General features: G+C 48.6%; 14 protein-coding genes. 8 read left to right on the forward strand and 6 right to left on the reverse strand.

The genetic code is table 11. From position 1 onward, the window contains the following. Window positions 1-5: 5 nt before the first annotated feature. The 3 genes from B5F07_RS17095 to B5F07_RS17105 form a co-directional block, all read right to left on the reverse strand. Window positions 6-1,427: a sensor histidine kinase gene (locus B5F07_RS17095; RefSeq protein WP_087162421.1), complete on the reverse strand. Its 1,422-nt coding sequence runs from the start codon at window positions 1,425-1,427 to the stop codon at window positions 6-8. A gap of 49 nt (window positions 1,428-1,476) precedes the next feature. Then, on the reverse strand, window positions 1,477-2,178 hold the full coding sequence (locus B5F07_RS17100; protein ID WP_087162422.1) for a response regulator transcription factor: 702 nt from the start codon (window positions 2,176-2,178) through the stop codon (window positions 1,477-1,479). A 115-nt stretch (window positions 2,179-2,293) separates the two neighbouring features. Continuing rightward, on the reverse strand, window positions 2,294-4,669 hold the full coding sequence (locus B5F07_RS17105; protein WP_087162423.1) for an endonuclease MutS2: 2,376 nt from the start codon (window positions 4,667-4,669) through the stop codon (window positions 2,294-2,296). Between the two features lie 151 nt (window positions 4,670-4,820). Here B5F07_RS17105 and B5F07_RS17110 point away from each other — a divergent pair, with 151 nt between their 5' ends. The 8 genes from B5F07_RS17110 (at window position 4,821) to B5F07_RS22405 (ending at window position 11,778) form a co-directional block, all read left to right on the forward strand. Next, window positions 4,821-6,092, forward strand: a complete 1,272-nt coding sequence (locus tag B5F07_RS17110) for a S1C family serine protease (protein WP_087162424.1) — start codon at window positions 4,821-4,823, stop codon at window positions 6,090-6,092. Window positions 6,093-6,166: 74 nt separating this feature from the next. Continuing rightward, window positions 6,167-7,114: a 3'-5' exoribonuclease YhaM family protein gene (locus B5F07_RS17115; protein WP_087162425.1), complete on the forward strand. Its 948-nt coding sequence runs from the start codon at window positions 6,167-6,169 to the stop codon at window positions 7,112-7,114. A gap of 3 nt (window positions 7,115-7,117) precedes the next feature. Beyond that, the gene (gene rlmD / locus B5F07_RS17120; RefSeq protein ID WP_087162426.1) at window positions 7,118-8,647 is read left to right on the forward strand and encodes a 23S rRNA (uracil(1939)-C(5))-methyltransferase RlmD; all 1,530 of its coding nucleotides are present in this window, start codon (window positions 7,118-7,120) and stop codon (window positions 8,645-8,647) included. A 145-nt stretch (window positions 8,648-8,792) separates the two neighbouring features. Then, entirely contained in the window at window positions 8,793-9,809 is a 1,017-nt protein-coding gene (locus B5F07_RS17125; protein WP_087162427.1) for a DNA-binding protein, read from the forward strand. Then, entirely contained in the window at window positions 9,810-10,250 is a 441-nt protein-coding gene (locus tag B5F07_RS17130) for a Fic family protein (RefSeq protein ID WP_087162428.1), read from the forward strand. A 449-nt stretch (window positions 10,251-10,699) separates the two neighbouring features. Continuing rightward, window positions 10,700-11,167: a helix-turn-helix transcriptional regulator gene (locus B5F07_RS17135; RefSeq protein WP_087162429.1), complete on the forward strand. Its 468-nt coding sequence runs from the start codon at window positions 10,700-10,702 to the stop codon at window positions 11,165-11,167. A gap of 14 nt (window positions 11,168-11,181) precedes the next feature. Continuing rightward, window positions 11,182-11,550 (forward strand): hypothetical protein, encoded by a 369-nt coding sequence (locus B5F07_RS17140; protein ID WP_087162430.1) that lies wholly within the window; start codon window positions 11,182-11,184, stop codon window positions 11,548-11,550. A gap of 12 nt (window positions 11,551-11,562) precedes the next feature. After that, a complete protein-coding gene (locus tag B5F07_RS22405; protein ID WP_140398041.1) occupies window positions 11,563-11,778 on the forward strand; it encodes a hypothetical protein in 216 nt (71 codons plus the stop codon). Window positions 11,779-12,010: 232 nt separating this feature from the next. Here the strand turns inward: B5F07_RS22405 and B5F07_RS17145 are convergent, their stop codons facing one another. The 3 genes from B5F07_RS17145 to B5F07_RS17155 form a co-directional block, all read right to left on the reverse strand. Continuing rightward, a complete protein-coding gene (locus tag B5F07_RS17145; protein ID WP_162613160.1) occupies window positions 12,011-13,792 on the reverse strand; it encodes a DUF4062 domain-containing protein in 1,782 nt (593 codons plus the stop codon). A gap of 28 nt (window positions 13,793-13,820) precedes the next feature. Further along, complete coding sequence (locus B5F07_RS17150; protein WP_087162432.1) at window positions 13,821-14,261, reverse strand: hypothetical protein; 441 nt, start codon at window positions 14,259-14,261, stop codon at window positions 13,821-13,823. A 313-nt stretch (window positions 14,262-14,574) separates the two neighbouring features. Continuing rightward, window positions 14,575-16,641, reverse strand: a complete 2,067-nt coding sequence (locus B5F07_RS17155) for an oxidoreductase (protein WP_087162433.1) — start codon at window positions 16,639-16,641, stop codon at window positions 14,575-14,577. Window positions 16,642-16,742 lie beyond the last annotated feature (101 nt).

Genomic DNA, 16,742 nt, shown 5'->3' on the forward strand with positions numbered 1-16,742 from the left:
CGCAGTTATTCTTTGTCAGTTTTTTCGGCACGGCTCAGGGAAAAGATAAATTCTGTCCCCACGCCTTCTGTGCTGATCACATTAATATGTTCGTCATGGGCCTGGATGACTTCCTTTACAATGGAAAGTCCCAGGCCTGTTCCTTTTTTGTCCTTGCCCCGGGAGAGATCGGATTTGTAGAAACGCTCCCAGATCTTGTTCAGCTCCTTGCGGGGAATCCCGATTCCATGATCCTTTACGGATACAAATACCTTCTCGTTCTTTACGGTGACTTCAACCGTAATGGTGGATTCGTTGTCGCTGAATTTGATGGCGTTGTCCAGCAGGTTGTAGAGCACCTGCTGAATCTTCCCGCGGTCAGCGTAGACAGCGACTGTATCCGGCAGCAGCAGAAGCTGGATGGAGATGTGTTTTGGCGTGCAGACGCCCTCGAAAGACGCTGCAGTGCTCTTGATCGTCTCCTGGATATCAAAAGATGTCTTGTTGAGGAGCAGCTCTTTGGTGTCGAATTCATTGAGGGTGAGCAGATCCCGGGTCAGATCGGTCAGCCTTTCCGTCTCAAACAGAATGATATGCAGATATTTTTCGTGCAGTTCAGGCGGAATCGTGCCGTCGGTCATGGCCTCAACATAGCCCTTGATGGAAGTGAGCGGGGAGCGGAAGTCGTGGGAGACGTTCGCCACGATTTTTTTCTGGTAGTCATCCATATCTTTGAGCTGTACAGCCATGTAGTTTAAAGAGGCTGAGAGGTAGCCCATCTCGTCGTGTGTGTGGACGGGGATCTCGTATTCCAGATTCCCGGTCGCATACTGCCTTGCCGCTGCGGATATCTGCCTGAGGGGGCGGTACACAAAAAAGTGAAAGCCCAGCAGAAAGATAAAGGAGAGCAGGTAGATCACGCCCAGTGAAATATAGACCGGAACCATGATCTCACTGCATTTGGAGTCAATACCCGACAGCGGACTGTGGATCAGCAGATAGCCTTTTGTCTGAAAGCCCTGGGTTACAGGCGCCATGACCGTGATCACATCTTCATTAAAATATCCGTGGTATGTACCGGTAATATACTGGTTCCCCCCGATTTCGGCAGGGTTGAAATCCTCGATTGCCTCCGGGGAGGAGGTGCCCTCCAGGTTGGAAGCAGTGATCAGGGAACCGTCCCGGTTCACAAACCAGAGGGATGAGTCCAGATAAAGCCGCATGGCTGCAAGCTGTGACTGGACAGCCTGGAGTGATGAATCATCTGAAAAATAGGAAGGAAGATAATCGCTGGCGATCATGGACGCCTCCCGGTAAAGCGTGCGGGAGGTGTCCTCTTCCAGACGGTTGGTGACAAGCTGTGTGGTCAGCGTCGCTGTGGCAAAGATGCACAGGAAGCCGAAAATAACATACAGCGCGATAAACTTCAGGTGAAGAATACTTTTCATAAATCAAGAACCCCGATCCATTAAACTAAAATCTACTTTAAACGAAACGCTACTTTGTCTCAAACTTGTAGCCGATTCCCCAGACGGTGCTCAGACTCCAGTGCGGGTGATCCTTGATCTTCTCGCGGAGCCTTTTGATGTGGACATCCACCGTCCGGGTATCGCCGATGTACTCATAACCCCAGATCCGGTCGAGCAGCTGCTCCCGGGTGAACACCTGGTTCGGGGAGGATGCCAGACAGTAGAGGAGCTCCAGTTCCTTGGGCGGCATTTCCACATGGCGGCCGTCACAGTAGACGGAATAATTAGTCAGATTGATGACCAGATCCTCGAATTCGGCACATTTCGCTTTCTCCGCCGCAGGTTCCTCGGCCTTTACCGGCTGATAGCGGCGCAGGACTGCGCGTACCCGTGCCACCATCTCCTTGGAATCAAAGGGCTTCATGATATAGTCATCAGCGCCCAGTTCCAGACCGAGCACCTTGTCAAACACCTCGCCCTTGGCCGAGAGCATGATAATGGGCGTAGCGGATTTGGCGCGGATCTCCCGGCATACCTGATAGCCGTCGATGCCCGGAAGCATCAGATCAAGCAGGATAAGATTCGGCTGGTATGTCTCAAATGCGGACAGTGCGTCCTCTCCGTTGTAGACCATCTTGGTGTCGAAACATTCTTTTGTAAGATAGAGCGAAATCAGCTCCGCTATATTTTCATCGTCGTCTACGATCAGTATTTTCTGTTTTCCAATCATTGTGAGCCTCCTGAAATAATGTCAGTGAATCATTGTTATATAAGCAAATATTAATAAACCGATTGCCGGAACAGCTCGGAAAAAATGTTCCGGCAGGGAAAAATTCCGCCGGGTATCAGCCAAGTTCCACGATTGTGACCCCTGCGTCACCCTCGCCGAATTCTCCGAGACGGTAGGATTTCACATGTTTCTGGCGGCGCAGATATTCGTGGATCCCTTTCCGGAGCGCGCCGGTTCCTTTTCCGTGTACGATGCGCACGGTATTCAGGTGGGAGAGCAGGGCGTCGTCCAGGTATTTGTCCAGTTCGGATACCGCCTCGTCCACAGTCTTTCCGAGCAGATTGATCTCCGGACTGACGGAAAGTGATTTGCTCATGGCGATCTTTCCTTTTGAGGTCCGGTTCAGCTTCTTCGGCGTGTACGGGGAGGGCTCTTCGATAATCTCCAGATCGGAAATGTTGACCTGGGACCGGAGAATGCCCATCTGCACCGTCACATTGCCCCGGGAATCCGGTTTTGATACGATGGTGCCGGTCAGATTCATGCTCAGCACTTTTACTGTTTCGCCCAGTTTGAAGTCTGTGGGTTTGTAAGCTTTTTTCTGTTTCTTCACTTTGATGGAAGAAGCCTCAGAAGTCTCTTTGATCTTCTGGCGCAGGCGTTCCCGTTCCTTTTCCATCTCGGCTGCGGATATGTTCTCTTTTCCGAACTTCCGGAAATTCTTTATTGTCTCGTCTGCCACTTCCTTCGCCTCCCGCAGGATGGCGCCGGCTTTCTCGTTCGCCTCGCGGATGATGCGGTCGCGCTGTTCCTCCAGCTTCTCCTGGCGCTGCTTTGCCTGGGCCTTGAGGGCTTCCGTCTCCCGGCGGTATGTCTCGATCTGCACCCGCTCTTTTTCGATGGTTTTGCGGCTCTCCTCAAGATCGCTGAGAAGATCCTCGAAGGAGATATCCTGTTCGGTCAGACGCTTCTTCGCGTCCTCGATAATGTAATCCGGCAGCCCCAGTTTTCCGGAGATGGCGAAAGCATTGCTCTTCCCGGGAATACCGATGAGAAGCCGGTAGGTGGGGCGCAGGCTTTCCACGTCAAATTCGCAGCAGGCGTTCTCCACCCCTTCTGTGGTGAGGGCGTAGACTTTCAGCTCGCTGTAGTGAGTGGTCGCCATTGTCCGTATTCCCCGTTTGTGAAGATGGGAGAGAATGGCGATCGCCAGGGCCGCGCCTTCCGTCGGGTCGGTTCCCGCACCCAGTTCATCGAAGAGGACGAGGGATTTGGAATCGACCTTTTTCAGGAAGGAGACGATATTTGTCATATGGGATGAAAATGTACTTAAGCTCTGTTCGATGCTCTGCTCGTCTCCGATATCCGCAAAGACCTGATGGAAGACGCCGAGTTCCGAGCGGTCCCCTGCGGGAATGTGAAGTCCCGCCTGCCCCATCAGTGTGAAAAGTCCTACGGTCTTCAAGGATACGGTCTTGCCTCCGGTATTCGGTCCAGTGATGATCAGAAGGGTAAAATCTTCTCCCAGGGATACCGAGATGGGGACGACTTTCTTCGGATCGAGCAGCGGATGGCGGCCCTCGCGGATGCGGATCCTGCCCTCATCGTTCAGGAGAGGGCGGCTTGCCTGCATGGAGAGGGCAAGGGCACCCCGGGCAAAGATAAAGTCCAGATCCGTCATGGCGCGGTAATCGGCGCGGATCTCCTCCACAAAGGCGGAGGCTTCCGTACTCAGGTCGGCAAGGATGACCTGGATTTCCTCCTGTTCTTTCGCATAGAGCTCTTTCAGATCATTGTTCAGCCTTACTACAGCCATGGGCTCGATAAACAGTGTGGAACCGGTGGATGACTGGTCGTGGATCAGCCCCTGCACCTGAGCGCGGTACTCTGCCTTTACAGGGAGACAGTACCGGTCGCCGCGCATGGTGATAATCGGATCCTGGAGATAGTTTTTCAGCGAGCCGTTCACCAGACCTGTGAGTGTCGAGTGAACCCGGTCGTTTATGGCGTTGATGCTCCGGCGGATGTGACGGAGTGTGGTGCTTGCGTCGTCGCTGATCTCGTCCTCGGAAATGATGCACCGGTCGATTTCATTTGCCAGGGGAGTGAGAGGATCAAGGGCGTCAAAAAAGGAATCGAGACAGTCCGCAGCGTCCTCCTGGGTATCGTGCCGCCCGTAAGCCTTCACCCGGGAGGCATTGGCGAGAAGCCTGCTGATGCGCAGCAGCTCGGAGATGCTTAAGGCACCTCCGATCTCCAGACGCTTCATGGATTCCTCCACAGGGGCGGCGTCACCGAAGGAGATGCGGCCCTTTCTCACAATGCGCGTGAACGCCGCGGCGGTCTGCTCCTGGTAAGTATTGATTTTCGCCAGATCTGTCATGGGTTTCAGCTTCCGGCAGAGCTGCCTTCCCCGGAAAGAGGAAGCCTCTTCCTCGAGGAGCGCAATAATTTTATCATATTCTAATTTGGTTAATGTCTTCTGGTTCATATTAAACTGCCACCTATTGACTTATTTTTTCAGGTACGAATTTCATTTTACCCCATTCTTTCCATAAAGAAAAGGCTTTTTGCGGAATATAATAGGATTGAACTCTCGAAATGAATCGGTTATACTATTGGTTATAAGGAGATTTGAGCCTATGCCGAACGACAGAGAACAAAATCCGGGGCCTGAAAAAGAGCCGAAGTATTCTTTCCTGAAAGAGACGATAAAACCGAAGCCGATCAGCGGGGAAAAGCTCTTCAGACAGTTTGTCAGGATTGCCATATACGGCGTGATTCTGGGAGCTTTTGCCTGTGTTGGTTTTTTTGCGCTCAAACCATGGGCGCAGGAGTGGTTCCGCGGTACGCCAGACACAGTGAGCATTCCTGCGGATGAGGAGCCGGATACAGAGCCGGCGGAAAACGAGGATCCGGAACAGCAGACGGTTCCGGTTCTTGATGCGGCAAGCGGCAGCGAGATCATGGACAGTATGTATGAGCTGGCAGAGGAAGGGCAGAAAGGAATCGTGACCGTGAAAAAGGCAGCCACAGCGGAACAGTGGGGGGCGGACACGGATCAGAGTGCCCGGTCCGTAACCGGTGTGATTACGGCGGACAACGGACAGGAACTTCTGATTCTTGCGGATAATTCCATCTGCAGTGACGCCCAGTCCTGGACAGTGACATTTGCCGACGGCAGCAGCTACGCGGCTTCTTTGAAAAAGCAGGACAGAAATACCGGTCTGGCTGTTTTCAGTGTGCCTCACAGTGATATTTCCAGTGCTACGTGGAATGCGGTTAAAGTATCTGTCCTCGGAAATTCCAATCTGATGACACGGGGAGAGCAGGTGATCGCTCTTGGAAATATGTTCGGCTATGCGGACGGCGTCGGATATGGTGTGATCAGTTCCGGCACTTATAAGATGTCTCTTTATGACGGCGACTGCGATATTATAGCGACGGATATAGCTGCCGCGGATGGAGGCACCGGGGTGCTGCTGAATCTGAACGGCGAGGTGATCGGGCTGATTTCTCCGGATATATGGGCTGACAGAGGAATGAATACAGCCAATGCCTATGCGATTTCCGATATCAAAACAGTGATCGAGCTCCTTGCCAACGGGCAGAGCGTTCCCTATATCGGAATATCCGGCACGACTGTTACCGGTCAGATCCAGGAATCCCAGGGAATGCCGGAAGGCGTCTATGTGATCGAGGTCGATCCGGATTCTCCCGCCATGGCAGCAGGTATCCAGAGCGGGGATGTGATCTGTGAAGTCTCCGGGCAGACAGTGACGAATCTGGGAGCATACCAGAGAGCAGTTCTGGAAACCGAGACGGGAACCCAGATTACGATCCGGGGCATGCGTCAGGGCGCGGAAGGGTATGTAGAGGTAAAATTTACCGTGACCGTGGGAAGTAAAGAATAGATGCGGCAGTTTCGCGGCGTGCCGGAAGAAAAGAAAATATAAACAGAAAGAAAATAATAGAAAGAGGAAAATAAATGCGCTATATTAACGGACTTCATGAGGGAGAGACAATCAGAAATGTATATCTCTGTAAGGGAAAACGCTCGGCGGAGACGAGAAACGGAAAACCGTACGACAATCTCCTCCTGCAGGATAAGACGGGAACACTGGACGGAAAGGTCTGGGATCCGAATTCCCAGGGGATTGCGGATTATGACGAGAAAGATTTCATCGAGGTGTTCGGGGATGTGATCAGCTACAACGGCAACCTGCAGCTGAACATCCGCCAGATCAGAAAGGCACAGGAAGGCGAGTACAATCCCGCGGATTATATGCCGGTTACGGAGAAAAGCGTGGAGGGAATGTACCAGGAGCTGACAGCCTGCATCCTCCAGATCGGCAACCCGTATCTGAAGCAGGTGCTGGAGTTCTACTTTGTGAAAGATGAAGATTTTATAAAGAAATTTAAGGGACATTCGGCGGCAAAGACAGTCCATCACGGATTCTCGGGGGGACTTCTGGAACATACGCTGAGTGTCCTCCATCTGTGCGAATATTTCGCCGGGGCTTATCCCATCCTCAACCGGGATCTGCTCCTGACGGCAGCCATCTGCCACGATATCGGAAAGACGCGGGAACTTTCCGCATTTCCGGACAATGACTACACGGATGAGGGACAGCTGATCGGCCACATTGTGATCGGCGTGGAGATGATCGACGAGGCGATCCGCACAGTTCCGGATTTCCCGGGGCGTCTGGCAAATGAGCTGAAGCACTGCATCATCGCACATCACGGGGAACTGGAGTACGGCTCACCCAAGAAACCGGCGCTGGCGGAGGCTCTGGCGCTGAACCTGGCAGACAATGCAGACGCGAAAATGCAGACACTGACAGAGATTTTCAAAGGAAAGACAGGAACCGAGTGGCTGGGATACAACAGACTCTTTGAGTCCAATCTGCGCAGGACTTCGGGAGGAAATTAGGAAATGCAGAAGAATGATACGGCGCAGGTGGAGATTACGGATATCGGGGTAAACGGGGAAGGCATCGGTAAAGTTGACGGGTATACGCTGTTTATCAAGGATGCCGTGATCGGGGACCTGGTGGAAGCGAAAGTTATAAAGGCGAAGAAGAACTACGGATACGCCAGACTGATGAGGGTTATCCGCCCGTCGGAATACCGCGTCGAGCCGAAGTGTCCGTATGCGAGAAAGTGCGGAGGCTGTCAGATTCAGGAGATGTCCTACGAAAGACAGCTTCAGTTTAAAGAACAGAAAGTCCGGGGAAATCTGGAGCGGATCGGAGGATTTGCCCCGGATTTTCTTGACCGTGTGACAGAGCCCATTGTAGGATCAGAGCATCCCTTCGGCTACCGGAACAAGGCGCAGTTCCCCTTCGGAACCGACAAAGAGGGGAATCCCGTCACCGGGTTCTACGCGGGAAGGACCCATGACATCATTGTAAATACTGACTGCCCGCTTGGCGTCAGCGTAAACCGTGAGATCCTGGAGATTATTCTGGACTATATGCGGAAGTATCATGTCCCTGCCTATAACGAAAAAGAGGGAACCGGGCTGATCCGCCACGCCCTGCTCCGGTACGGTTTCCGCACCGGCGAGATTATGGTGTGTCTGGTGGTGAATGTTTCCAGTGAGAAGGCGATGCGGGATAATGCCTCCGGTATCATTCCCCATGCGGAGGAGCTGATCCGCAGGCTGACAGCCATCAAAGGGATGACAAGCATTACCGTAAGTCCGAACACAAGGCGGGATAACGTGATCATGGGAGATAGCTATGAAGTCCTGTGGGGGCAGGGATATATCACCGATTATATCGGAGAAGTCCGCTATCAGATCTCGCCCCTGTCGTTCTATCAGGTGAATCCGGAACAGACGGAGAAGCTCTACGGACTGGCTCTCGAGTACGCGGACCTCAAAGGCGGAGAGACGGTCTGGGATCTGTACTGCGGCATCGGGACGATCTCTCTGTTCCTGGCAAAGAAAGCGGGGAAGGTCTACGGTGTGGAGATCGTGCCCCAGGCTATCGGGGACGCCCGGAGAAATGCCGAGATCAACGGGATCACCAATGCGGAGTTCTTCGTGGGGAAAGCGGAGGAAGTGCTGCCGGAGTATTATGTGAAGAGCGGACAGGCGGATCGTGGAAAGGACGGGCGCGCAGCGGGCGGAATGGACGCGCACGCCGACAGTGGAACGAGCGGTCACGCCGATGTAATCGTTGTGGATCCTCCCCGGAAGGGATGCGATCAGGCATTGCTTGAGACGATTGTGAAGATGGCGCCTGAGAAAGTCGTGTATGTGAGCTGCGATTCTGCGACGCTGGCGAGGGACCTGAGGTTTCTGTGTGAGAACGGGTATGAGCTGAAGAGGGTGCGGGCGGTGGATCAGTTCGCGCAGGGCGTACATGTGGAGACGGTAGCATTGCTTTCCAAACTTAAAATAGATAAACATATTGAAGTGGAATTGGATATGGATGAACTTGGTTGTTGCGAAGGGTAAAGCAACTTATTAGGTAATGAGAGATTACGCACCAGAGCATTGTGGATTGAAAGTCAGTAATTTGTATATTACATAGGTAAAGGTGGTATTGAAAGTATAAAATATTTTAAGATGATTTATTGACTTGCTAAATAGGAGGTTAAGCATGGCAAAGGATTTAACAAATTCAAGACTAGACAGACAAAATATATTAAATAATGAAATTGCCATAGAAGAAATACAACAGAAGTCAGGAATAGACGGTGTTTTATGGAATGGCAAAGTATTTATGACTCGTGAAATGGTAGCTAATTTTTTTGAAGTTGATATAAGAACAATTAGCCGTTATTTGGAACAAAACGGAGAAGAACTTTGTGCAAATGGATATCAGGTGCTTCGAGGGAAAAATTTAAAAGCTTTTTTAGAATCTGCAAAAAATTCTGGTAAGGACATTTATGTCCCTACCAAAACAACAGTGCTTGGAGTGTTTGATTTTCGCGCATTTTTAAATATGGCTATGCTTTTATCTGAAAGTGATAAGGCTAGAGCGCTGCGACAGTTAATGTTGGATATAGTTATTGACCTTATTAACCGTAAAACCGGTGGTGGAACGAAATATATCAATCAGAGGGATAAAGACTTTGTTTACTCCTCTTTGCAAGAAGATAATTATCGCAGGCAATTTACTGATGCGTTAAAAAATTATGTGGAAGATAACCGATATAAATATGCCCATTTTACTGATATGATATATGTAAGCATATTTAAGGAAAAAGCAAAAGAATATAAGAAAATTTTGGACTTAAAAGCAAATGAGAAGGTTCGAGATACTTTTTATAGTGAAATATTGGATATTATAGCGGCTTATGAGAGCGGCCTTGCTGATGCTATAAAACGTGAATATGAACGAGTGGGCCACATTTTATCACAACAAGAAACAGAAGAAGTGTTTAGATGTTTTGAAAATATGGCACTGTGGAAGCCACTCATCCAACGCGGGCGGGTAAAAATGGCAAGTCGTGATATGGCACTAAGGGATGCGTTTCATTATCAATTATCAGAGTATATACAACCTCTTGATAAAGAAGAATATCAAAAATTTTTGGGTGCTGCCGGAGATGAATTGGACAAGCTGATGCAGGAAAATCAAGAGGTTTTACGCAGGTTGAAGGAGCGTGATTAAATGGATGGGATCATTTATTTAACGCTCGAACAAGCAAAGGTAATACATAAAAAGACGATTAAGTATAGTGGCGGGGGAACCTATGAATCCCTGGATATCGGAAAGCTTGCCAGTGTTTTGCAGCATATACAAAACGATGAATATTATCCGACATTTGTGGATAAGCTGACACATTTATTTTTTTGCACTTGCGAATTTCATTGTTTTGCTGACGGCAATAAAAGACTTGCCATTACACTATCGTTGCAATTTCTATTATTTAATGGGTACATGGGAATTGCAAAAAACTTTATGTCAATTACAGAAAATATCAGTTATCATGTTGCTGCCGGGAAAATAAGTAAAGAACTTCTTCACAAAATAATGACGGCTATTATGGACGGCACATATGAACAAAATGAAACGCTTAAAATTGAGATAATGAATGCAATTGCAGAGTAGTTTATTTAAGAGCATAATTATTACTATTGCAAGGGAGTGAAGGTTTGGACAATATTGAATATGTTGAGACGGTAGTTCTGATGTCTCGGGTGAAGGAGTAATCGACGGAAAATGCCATATTTCCTTTGTTTTTGGCAGTTCATTGGTGACAGCGTCAGGCCATAATAAAGGAAAAAACTGCATTGACAAAACATATCCAAGACACTCATCAGATAGTTGAGTCGCCAATTTGGATGTGAATAAGTTGAGTGGGCTGTTTGGATGTTTTTGGGATAGAGTTGATTTCGTGGTTTGGATAACATGGAGTTGTGGTTGTGATTTGAATGTTAAAAAAGACTCTTTGCTTTTTGAATAGGTAAGGAGTCTTTTTTTTGTCAAAAAAATAGAAATAGTAAAAATATTTGACAAGATAAAAATTTTATACTATCTTAGAAATGGGAGGTGAATCGATGAAAAACTATACGGAGCATGAAATTAGTAAGCTTCAAGATAATCTTTTATTAATTCGTAAGGCTGGGGGGTGGTCAGCTGACGAATTTGGCGAATTTATAGGTGTTACTAAACAGACAATTAGTAATCTTGAGAATAAAAAGACGGCATTGAGCAAGACACAATATATTGCAATTCGAGCTGTTCTAGATTATGAAATGGCAGAACGGCCAGACGATGAAGTGTTGATATCTACAGTTAACTTATGTTTGAATTCTGATGAACTTTCAGATGCGGATAAAAAAAAGGCGCAAGCGTTTATAGAAGGAGCAACAAAGGCCGGACTGGATAGTGCAGCAATTCGAGGTGGTCTTGTTGCATTAGTGGGGGCGGCAGCAGCAGAAGCTTTAGTAGTGCCAGTCATCGCTCCGGTTTTGCTTGGAGCAGCAGGTGCTTGGCTTGCAGCAATAATTAAAAAGAAAAAATAGAGAGGAGAGGGAAGATGAGTAATTTAGGATTGTATCAGGTAATGACGACTTGGTCGAAAAAGGTTGGTGGACCTCTTAACCTTGTAGGAATGATTTTTGGAGGAGGCGTTATATTTGGAGGAGGTGCTGTTGCAGGAGTGGTAATGATAAAAAATAAGGTTTCACAGAAGCTCGAGCAAAAGAAACTTGAGGAAAAAGCGTCCGCTATCTACACGGTAAATAGAGAAGGACAAAGCAATGAAGGGCTTCTTTTCAAAGAGAATGAGCAATTTAAGGTTTTAGAAGCGGATGGTGACGCAGCGCTGATTGAGAAACTGGGAGATAATAATAATCCATACTTTGTTTCGGTAAAATTTCTCAGTTCCATTTCAGATTATCGATAGGGGGTATCAATAGTGAGTAAATATCCTACATGTAAAACGTGTGGTGCTAAAATGACAAAATTTGATGGATGGGCTTGGTATACTTGTCCGGAATGTGGAGATAAGGTTAGAATTATCGATGGTAACGAGACTTGGTATGATGAAATTTTTCGCTCAGGAAAGAAGCAGCATGAATCTGATTTTGAATTGGCAGATTTTTGTCGTGGAGGAGACTTGACAGAGGATTGAGTAATAGGTTGGGGTAAAAAGGAATAGTAAATACATACAGGAGATGCCCCTCTCGGCTGTTATAGCGGAGTGGGGCTCTCGTTACTTTATAGGTATCATGCTCCAAGATCGATTATAATTCTGGACCGAAATTCCACGGTGAAATGACTTTCAAAACCACTAGTCTTTACATTAGACACATTGAAAATGCAGGAAACGATATAAAATTCGTATACGAATGTGGTCAATCCATTCAACGAAGCAACTGTCTGACCTGTTCTCCCAGTCCGGCAAACGTATCTTTCATCTGCTCCAGAATTTCCCGTGTTTCCCTGACTCTTGAGGAAAGTGCCTCGTTTGTGTGCTTGAGACTGTCATTTTCTTTTTTGACCGCAGTGTTTTCCTGTCTCACCTTGTCGTTTTCCTGTTGGAACGTATCCTTTTCCTGCCTCAGTTCATTATTTTCCTGCTTCAGACGGTCAATTTCTGCTTTGAGAGCAACAGTCTCTGTGCCTTCTGCTTTTCCCACACATTTTCCCGCGTCCTCGGCACGGATCCAACCGCCGGAATTCTGCTGTTTCTTGAGGCTGTGAAGACTGCTTAAGACAGCTGCCTTCAGCTCATTTTTATCAGTGTAGAACCGGATCATGCGGTTCTGTCGCGCTTTTTCGCGGAATTTTTCGAGGGCGTCTGCTTTCTGCGGATCGGTTTCCGTATTTTCTCTGGTGAGCTTGTTGATATTCTTGTGCTGAAAAACAAGGATCGGTTTGCCCTTCTGGGCTGCATAGTCAAATTCCATTTCGGTATAGCTTTTCCCCGTTGATTCCATGACAGAACCGTATTTCCCTGCGATCACTACAAGATAAAAATCGGCTTTGTCGATCACTTTCTGGATGAATTTCCACTGCTCTGTATTGGAAGCGGGGAACATTTCCATTCCCACGGGTATGCAGTCGCATTCCAGGATTGCCTGGGTGATTTCTTTTCTTTCTTCTTTCAGGTCTTCGTAAGTCGAGCTTACAAAAACGTCGTATCTTCTTTCCAAGGTTTCCTCCGTTATATCTGTAATCTGTGTGCAATCTGCTGTTTCTGCAGCAGTATCTCTTGGCTTTGCGGGAGTGCTGCTCTTCGGCAAAGTCTCCGGTTCTTCCGTGAAATTTTCCGCACCGGAAAGCAGCAGTTTCTGTATGCTCCCTGCAATCATCCGGCAGATATGTACGTTAGCTGCCTGGCGCAGCGGCTGTTCCAGCTCGGAATTGCTGCTGTTTTCCGGGAAATAGTCATCCGGAAATCCTTTCAGTCTTGCAATCTCCCGGAGCGTCAGATATCTGGCGCCGTGCCCGTCGTTTACCACCGGGCGGTAGAAGCTGTTGTTTACGGTATCAGACAGTCGGAAAGTACCGTTTTCCCAGTTGTATATGCCCCTTTCTGTACAGGAATGCCTTACCCTTTCGGAATGGGTGTAGGATTTGCCGGGCTCTAAAAAATCAAACGGATCTCTTTTGATCCCGATTGGCGCCGGAAACGAGAACTCTTTTCCAAGGGCTTCGGAGAGCGCGATAATATACAGGCGTTTCTCTTTCAGCGGAATGCCGGCATATTCCCGGGGATTGAGAAGCCCCCAGAATACGCTGTATCTGTCTTCACAGAGCAGATCCAGTAAGTTTTCAAATGCCCGGGAGCTTTTAAATCTCATCCGTGTTTCAAATACCAGGCATGCCGGGCGGAATTTCTGTACAGCGGAAATAATCTCATCCAGGTTTGATTTTTCGGGATAAGGCTTTTCTGAGCCGGAAGATACTGTCCAGTAAATCTGTGAAGTGAGTATATCCGGTTTGCATCTGTTTGTTTCAATGAGATTTTCAATTTCCTCTCCGGGGCAGAGCTGTGCGGTATTATTCCGGGTGAGGATCGGAAGCTCTTTTTCGTTTACGGAATCCAGGCTTTTGATCACATGGAAACCGGAGTGATGAAATGCAAACGCCAGAGCGCCGAGAGGATCATAAAGATCAATTACATGACAGGTCTGTTCCATATTCATTCACCGTATTGCAAATATTTTTTCATGAGTGGTTTGCGTGTTTCGAAGAGAGGGCGCCGATCCGGTCCAGCAGAAGCTGTGTCTCTTTGACAATATCCCGAAGCGTCATGATTTCCCTGAGGTCATCTTCGGTACTGGAGATAATGTCGATTCCATTTACAATATCGGACGCCTCTTTCACTGCCCGGGAATAAACCTCAAAGAGCCTGTCAGTCGGGGAATAGGCAGGCTTTTCGGATGGGGCACCGCCGATATACTGGTAGCATCCCCGTTCCGGTGAAATGTACCCGGGCATGTCGAGTATCTGATGGAGAGATCCGGCCAGATGTCCCTGCCGGTAGTCTGTGATGCCGCGCGCCTGCAGTTTCTCCCTGATCGTGGGGATGGAGAGGGGCTGACCTTCCATCTTTAGAATATCGGCAATATTCTCTTTTAATAAACTTGTTGTCGATTGTGTTCCCATTCGTTCATCTCCTCTTTCTTATATAATATCATGAAGAGATAAAAAATCAAGACAAAATGATGAAAGAGAAAAAATAAATGAGATATGATGAATAATGAAAATAACAAATTAATTAGGAACTTATTTCTAAGGGGAAAACTTTAAAAACGGAGATGGGCGGCATTAAAAAGTGAAATGGATGCAGACGCGGGCAGTGAGAGGTACACTGCCCGCAGAGTATTGATGCCCTGGGATAATGGATGCCTTGGGATAATGGATGTCCCGGGATATATGGAGAAACGGAAGAACAGTATAATTTCCGAGACTGCATGTTTCAGATAAATGAGAACGCCAGATCGTAAGCGCTCCATATTACATTCTTCAGGTTCCCGACTTTTGCCGCGTCGCCGAGAATGTGGACATGTTCGGAGGATTCTTCTGCAAGGGGAGTCCCCGGAACATACCCAACGGACAGAACCGCGGAATCACAGGATAGTTCTTTTTCCCCATCCGGAGTCAGGATGGTTACGCTGCCTTTATTGATCTGCTGAAGTGTGCTTTCCAGATATACCGGAATTTTATAATAGCGGATCAGGTCTCTTAAGCACTCGGAGTTGGCGGCGCATATTCCGGTGGCATTTACCAGGCAGTCGGTCATCTCCACGATAAATGGTTTCTTCCCTTTTCTTGCCAGGTCATAGGCGATCTCACAGCCGGTCAGTCCGCCGCCGATGACAGCGACCGTCTCTCCCACGGATTTCTTTCCAAGCAGATAGTCAATGGCTTCAATTCCCCGCTTGAATCCGGGCAGGTTCAGCGTTCTCGGCTTTGCTCCGGTTGCGATGACGATCTCATCGGCACTTACGGCTTTGAGGTCACGGATCTCTGTACTCAGGTGTACGTTTACAGGAAGCTTGCCGATCTGCGTGCGGTACCATTCGATCAGTTCTTTGTCCTTTTCTTTGAAGTCCGGGGCTGCGGCTGCGATAAATACTCCGCCGAGCCGGTCTGTTTTTTCATACAGGTCAACAGTGTGTCCCATAAGGGCACAGAGCCTTGCCGTCTCCATTCCCCCGATACCGCCGCCGATGATGGCGATCCGTTTCTTTGTCCCGGCCTTTCGGATGGCGTATTTCTTTTCCTCAAAAGAAATCGGATTCAGTGCGCAGTGCCCCTGAGTTGCAGCGTCCGCCATATCCATGACGGCTCCGGAGTTCTTCGTATATCCGACCGGAAGGCAGGCGTTGTGGCAGGAAATACACGGGCGGATGTCTTCCTCCCGTCCCTCTTTGATTTTGGTCAGATACTCACCGTCGCAAATGAACTGCCTTCCGATGGCAACTGCATCCAGTTTTCCCTCGGCGATAGATCTGGCAGCAGTATCCGCCTGCATTCTTCCCGCGCAGATCACAGGGATATCCACGAACTTTTTGATATGCTCCGCTTCGGAGAGGTTGCAGTTTAACGGCATATATACCGGAGGATGCGCCCAGTACCAGGAATCATAGGTCCCGTTGTCCGCATCGAGCGCGTCATAGCCGGCATCCTGGAGATATTTTGCCGCTTTTTCACTCTCTGCCATGTCCCTGCCCTTTTCTGTAAATTCTTCTCCCGGAACAGCTCCGACTTTGAAATCGATCACTTTGCTCGTGACGGAATAGCGGAGCATCACCGGGTAATCTTCGCCGCATTCCTCCTTGATCGCCCGGACTACTTCCACAGGGAAACGGTAGCGGTTTTCAAAGGAACCGCCGTACTCGTCTGTCCGGTGATTGGTGTACTCTGTAGTGAACTGGTCCATCAGGTATCCCTCATGAACTGCATGCACCTCCACACCGTCCACACCGATCTCCTTGCAGAGCCGGGCGGATTTGGCGTAAGCTTCAATATACTGTCGGATTTCCTTTACCGTCAGCTGGCGGGATGTGTACTGGGGAGCCCATACCATGGGAAGCCCCTCGTCAGGGGCAACCATCATCTCGTTCAGATGAAGAAACGGATTGGTGAGTGTTTTCAGCGCTTTGTTTCCGGCAATTTTGAGCATCTGTGCGGGAAGCGTGTAGTTCCTTCCGGCAAATCCGGCGCCCAGCTGGAAAAAGATCTTTGCCCCGTTTTTGTGAATCTCATCGATGAGCGGCTTTGCCTGCTCGAAAACTTTGGGGCTTTTGTGCAGCCATTTTCCTATCATCATGGAATAGACGGGGATCATTCCCGGAATGAAAAGCCCTACCTCATTTTTTGATCTCTCCACATAGTAGTCATGACTCTTCTCGTTGAGCTTTGGACCCATCATGTTGTCCACGATGTTGGTCCCTTCCATGGCGGGGATGATTACCCGGTTCCGGATCTCACAATTCCCGATGTGGAAAGGTGTAAAAAGTGCTTCATATTTTTTGTCCATAGTAAACCTCCAATAAAGCGATCCATATATCGCTGAGAATAATTATATCATACCACATTCGGGGAAAAACGCGCGGAAATATTGGCGCATAAAGTTACGGA

Origin of the sequence: Lachnoclostridium sp. An169, from assembly GCF_002160525.1 — a bacterium.
Taxonomy (GTDB): Bacteria; Bacillota; Clostridia; order Lachnospirales; family Lachnospiraceae; genus Mediterraneibacter; species Mediterraneibacter cottocaccae.

Coding starts and splice junctions, on each gene's coding strand:
- B5F07_RS17095 (WP_087162421.1), bottom strand. CDS start 1,427: ATGAAAAGTATTCTTCACCTGAAGTTTATCGCGCTGTATGTTATTTTC.
- B5F07_RS17100 (WP_087162422.1), bottom strand. CDS start 2,178: ATGATTGGAAAACAGAAAATACTGATCGTAGACGACGATGAAAATATA.
- B5F07_RS17105 (WP_087162423.1), bottom strand. CDS start 4,669: ATGAACCAGAAGACATTAACCAAATTAGAATATGATAAAATTATTGCG.
- B5F07_RS17110 (WP_087162424.1), top strand. CDS start 4,821: ATGCCGAACGACAGAGAACAAAATCCGGGGCCTGAAAAAGAGCCGAAG.
- B5F07_RS17115 (WP_087162425.1), top strand. CDS start 6,167: ATGCGCTATATTAACGGACTTCATGAGGGAGAGACAATCAGAAATGTA.
- rlmD (WP_087162426.1), top strand. CDS start 7,118: ATGCAGAAGAATGATACGGCGCAGGTGGAGATTACGGATATCGGGGTA.
- B5F07_RS17125 (WP_087162427.1), top strand. CDS start 8,793: ATGGCAAAGGATTTAACAAATTCAAGACTAGACAGACAAAATATATTA.
- B5F07_RS17130 (WP_087162428.1), top strand. CDS start 9,810: ATGGATGGGATCATTTATTTAACGCTCGAACAAGCAAAGGTAATACAT.
- B5F07_RS17135 (WP_087162429.1), top strand. CDS start 10,700: ATGAAAAACTATACGGAGCATGAAATTAGTAAGCTTCAAGATAATCTT.
- B5F07_RS17140 (WP_087162430.1), top strand. CDS start 11,182: ATGAGTAATTTAGGATTGTATCAGGTAATGACGACTTGGTCGAAAAAG.
- B5F07_RS17145 (WP_162613160.1), bottom strand. CDS start 13,792: ATGGAACAGACCTGTCATGTAATTGATCTTTATGATCCTCTCGGCGCT.
- B5F07_RS17150 (WP_087162432.1), bottom strand. CDS start 14,261: ATGGGAACACAATCGACAACAAGTTTATTAAAAGAGAATATTGCCGAT.
- B5F07_RS17155 (WP_087162433.1), bottom strand. CDS start 16,641: ATGGACAAAAAATATGAAGCACTTTTTACACCTTTCCACATCGGGAAT.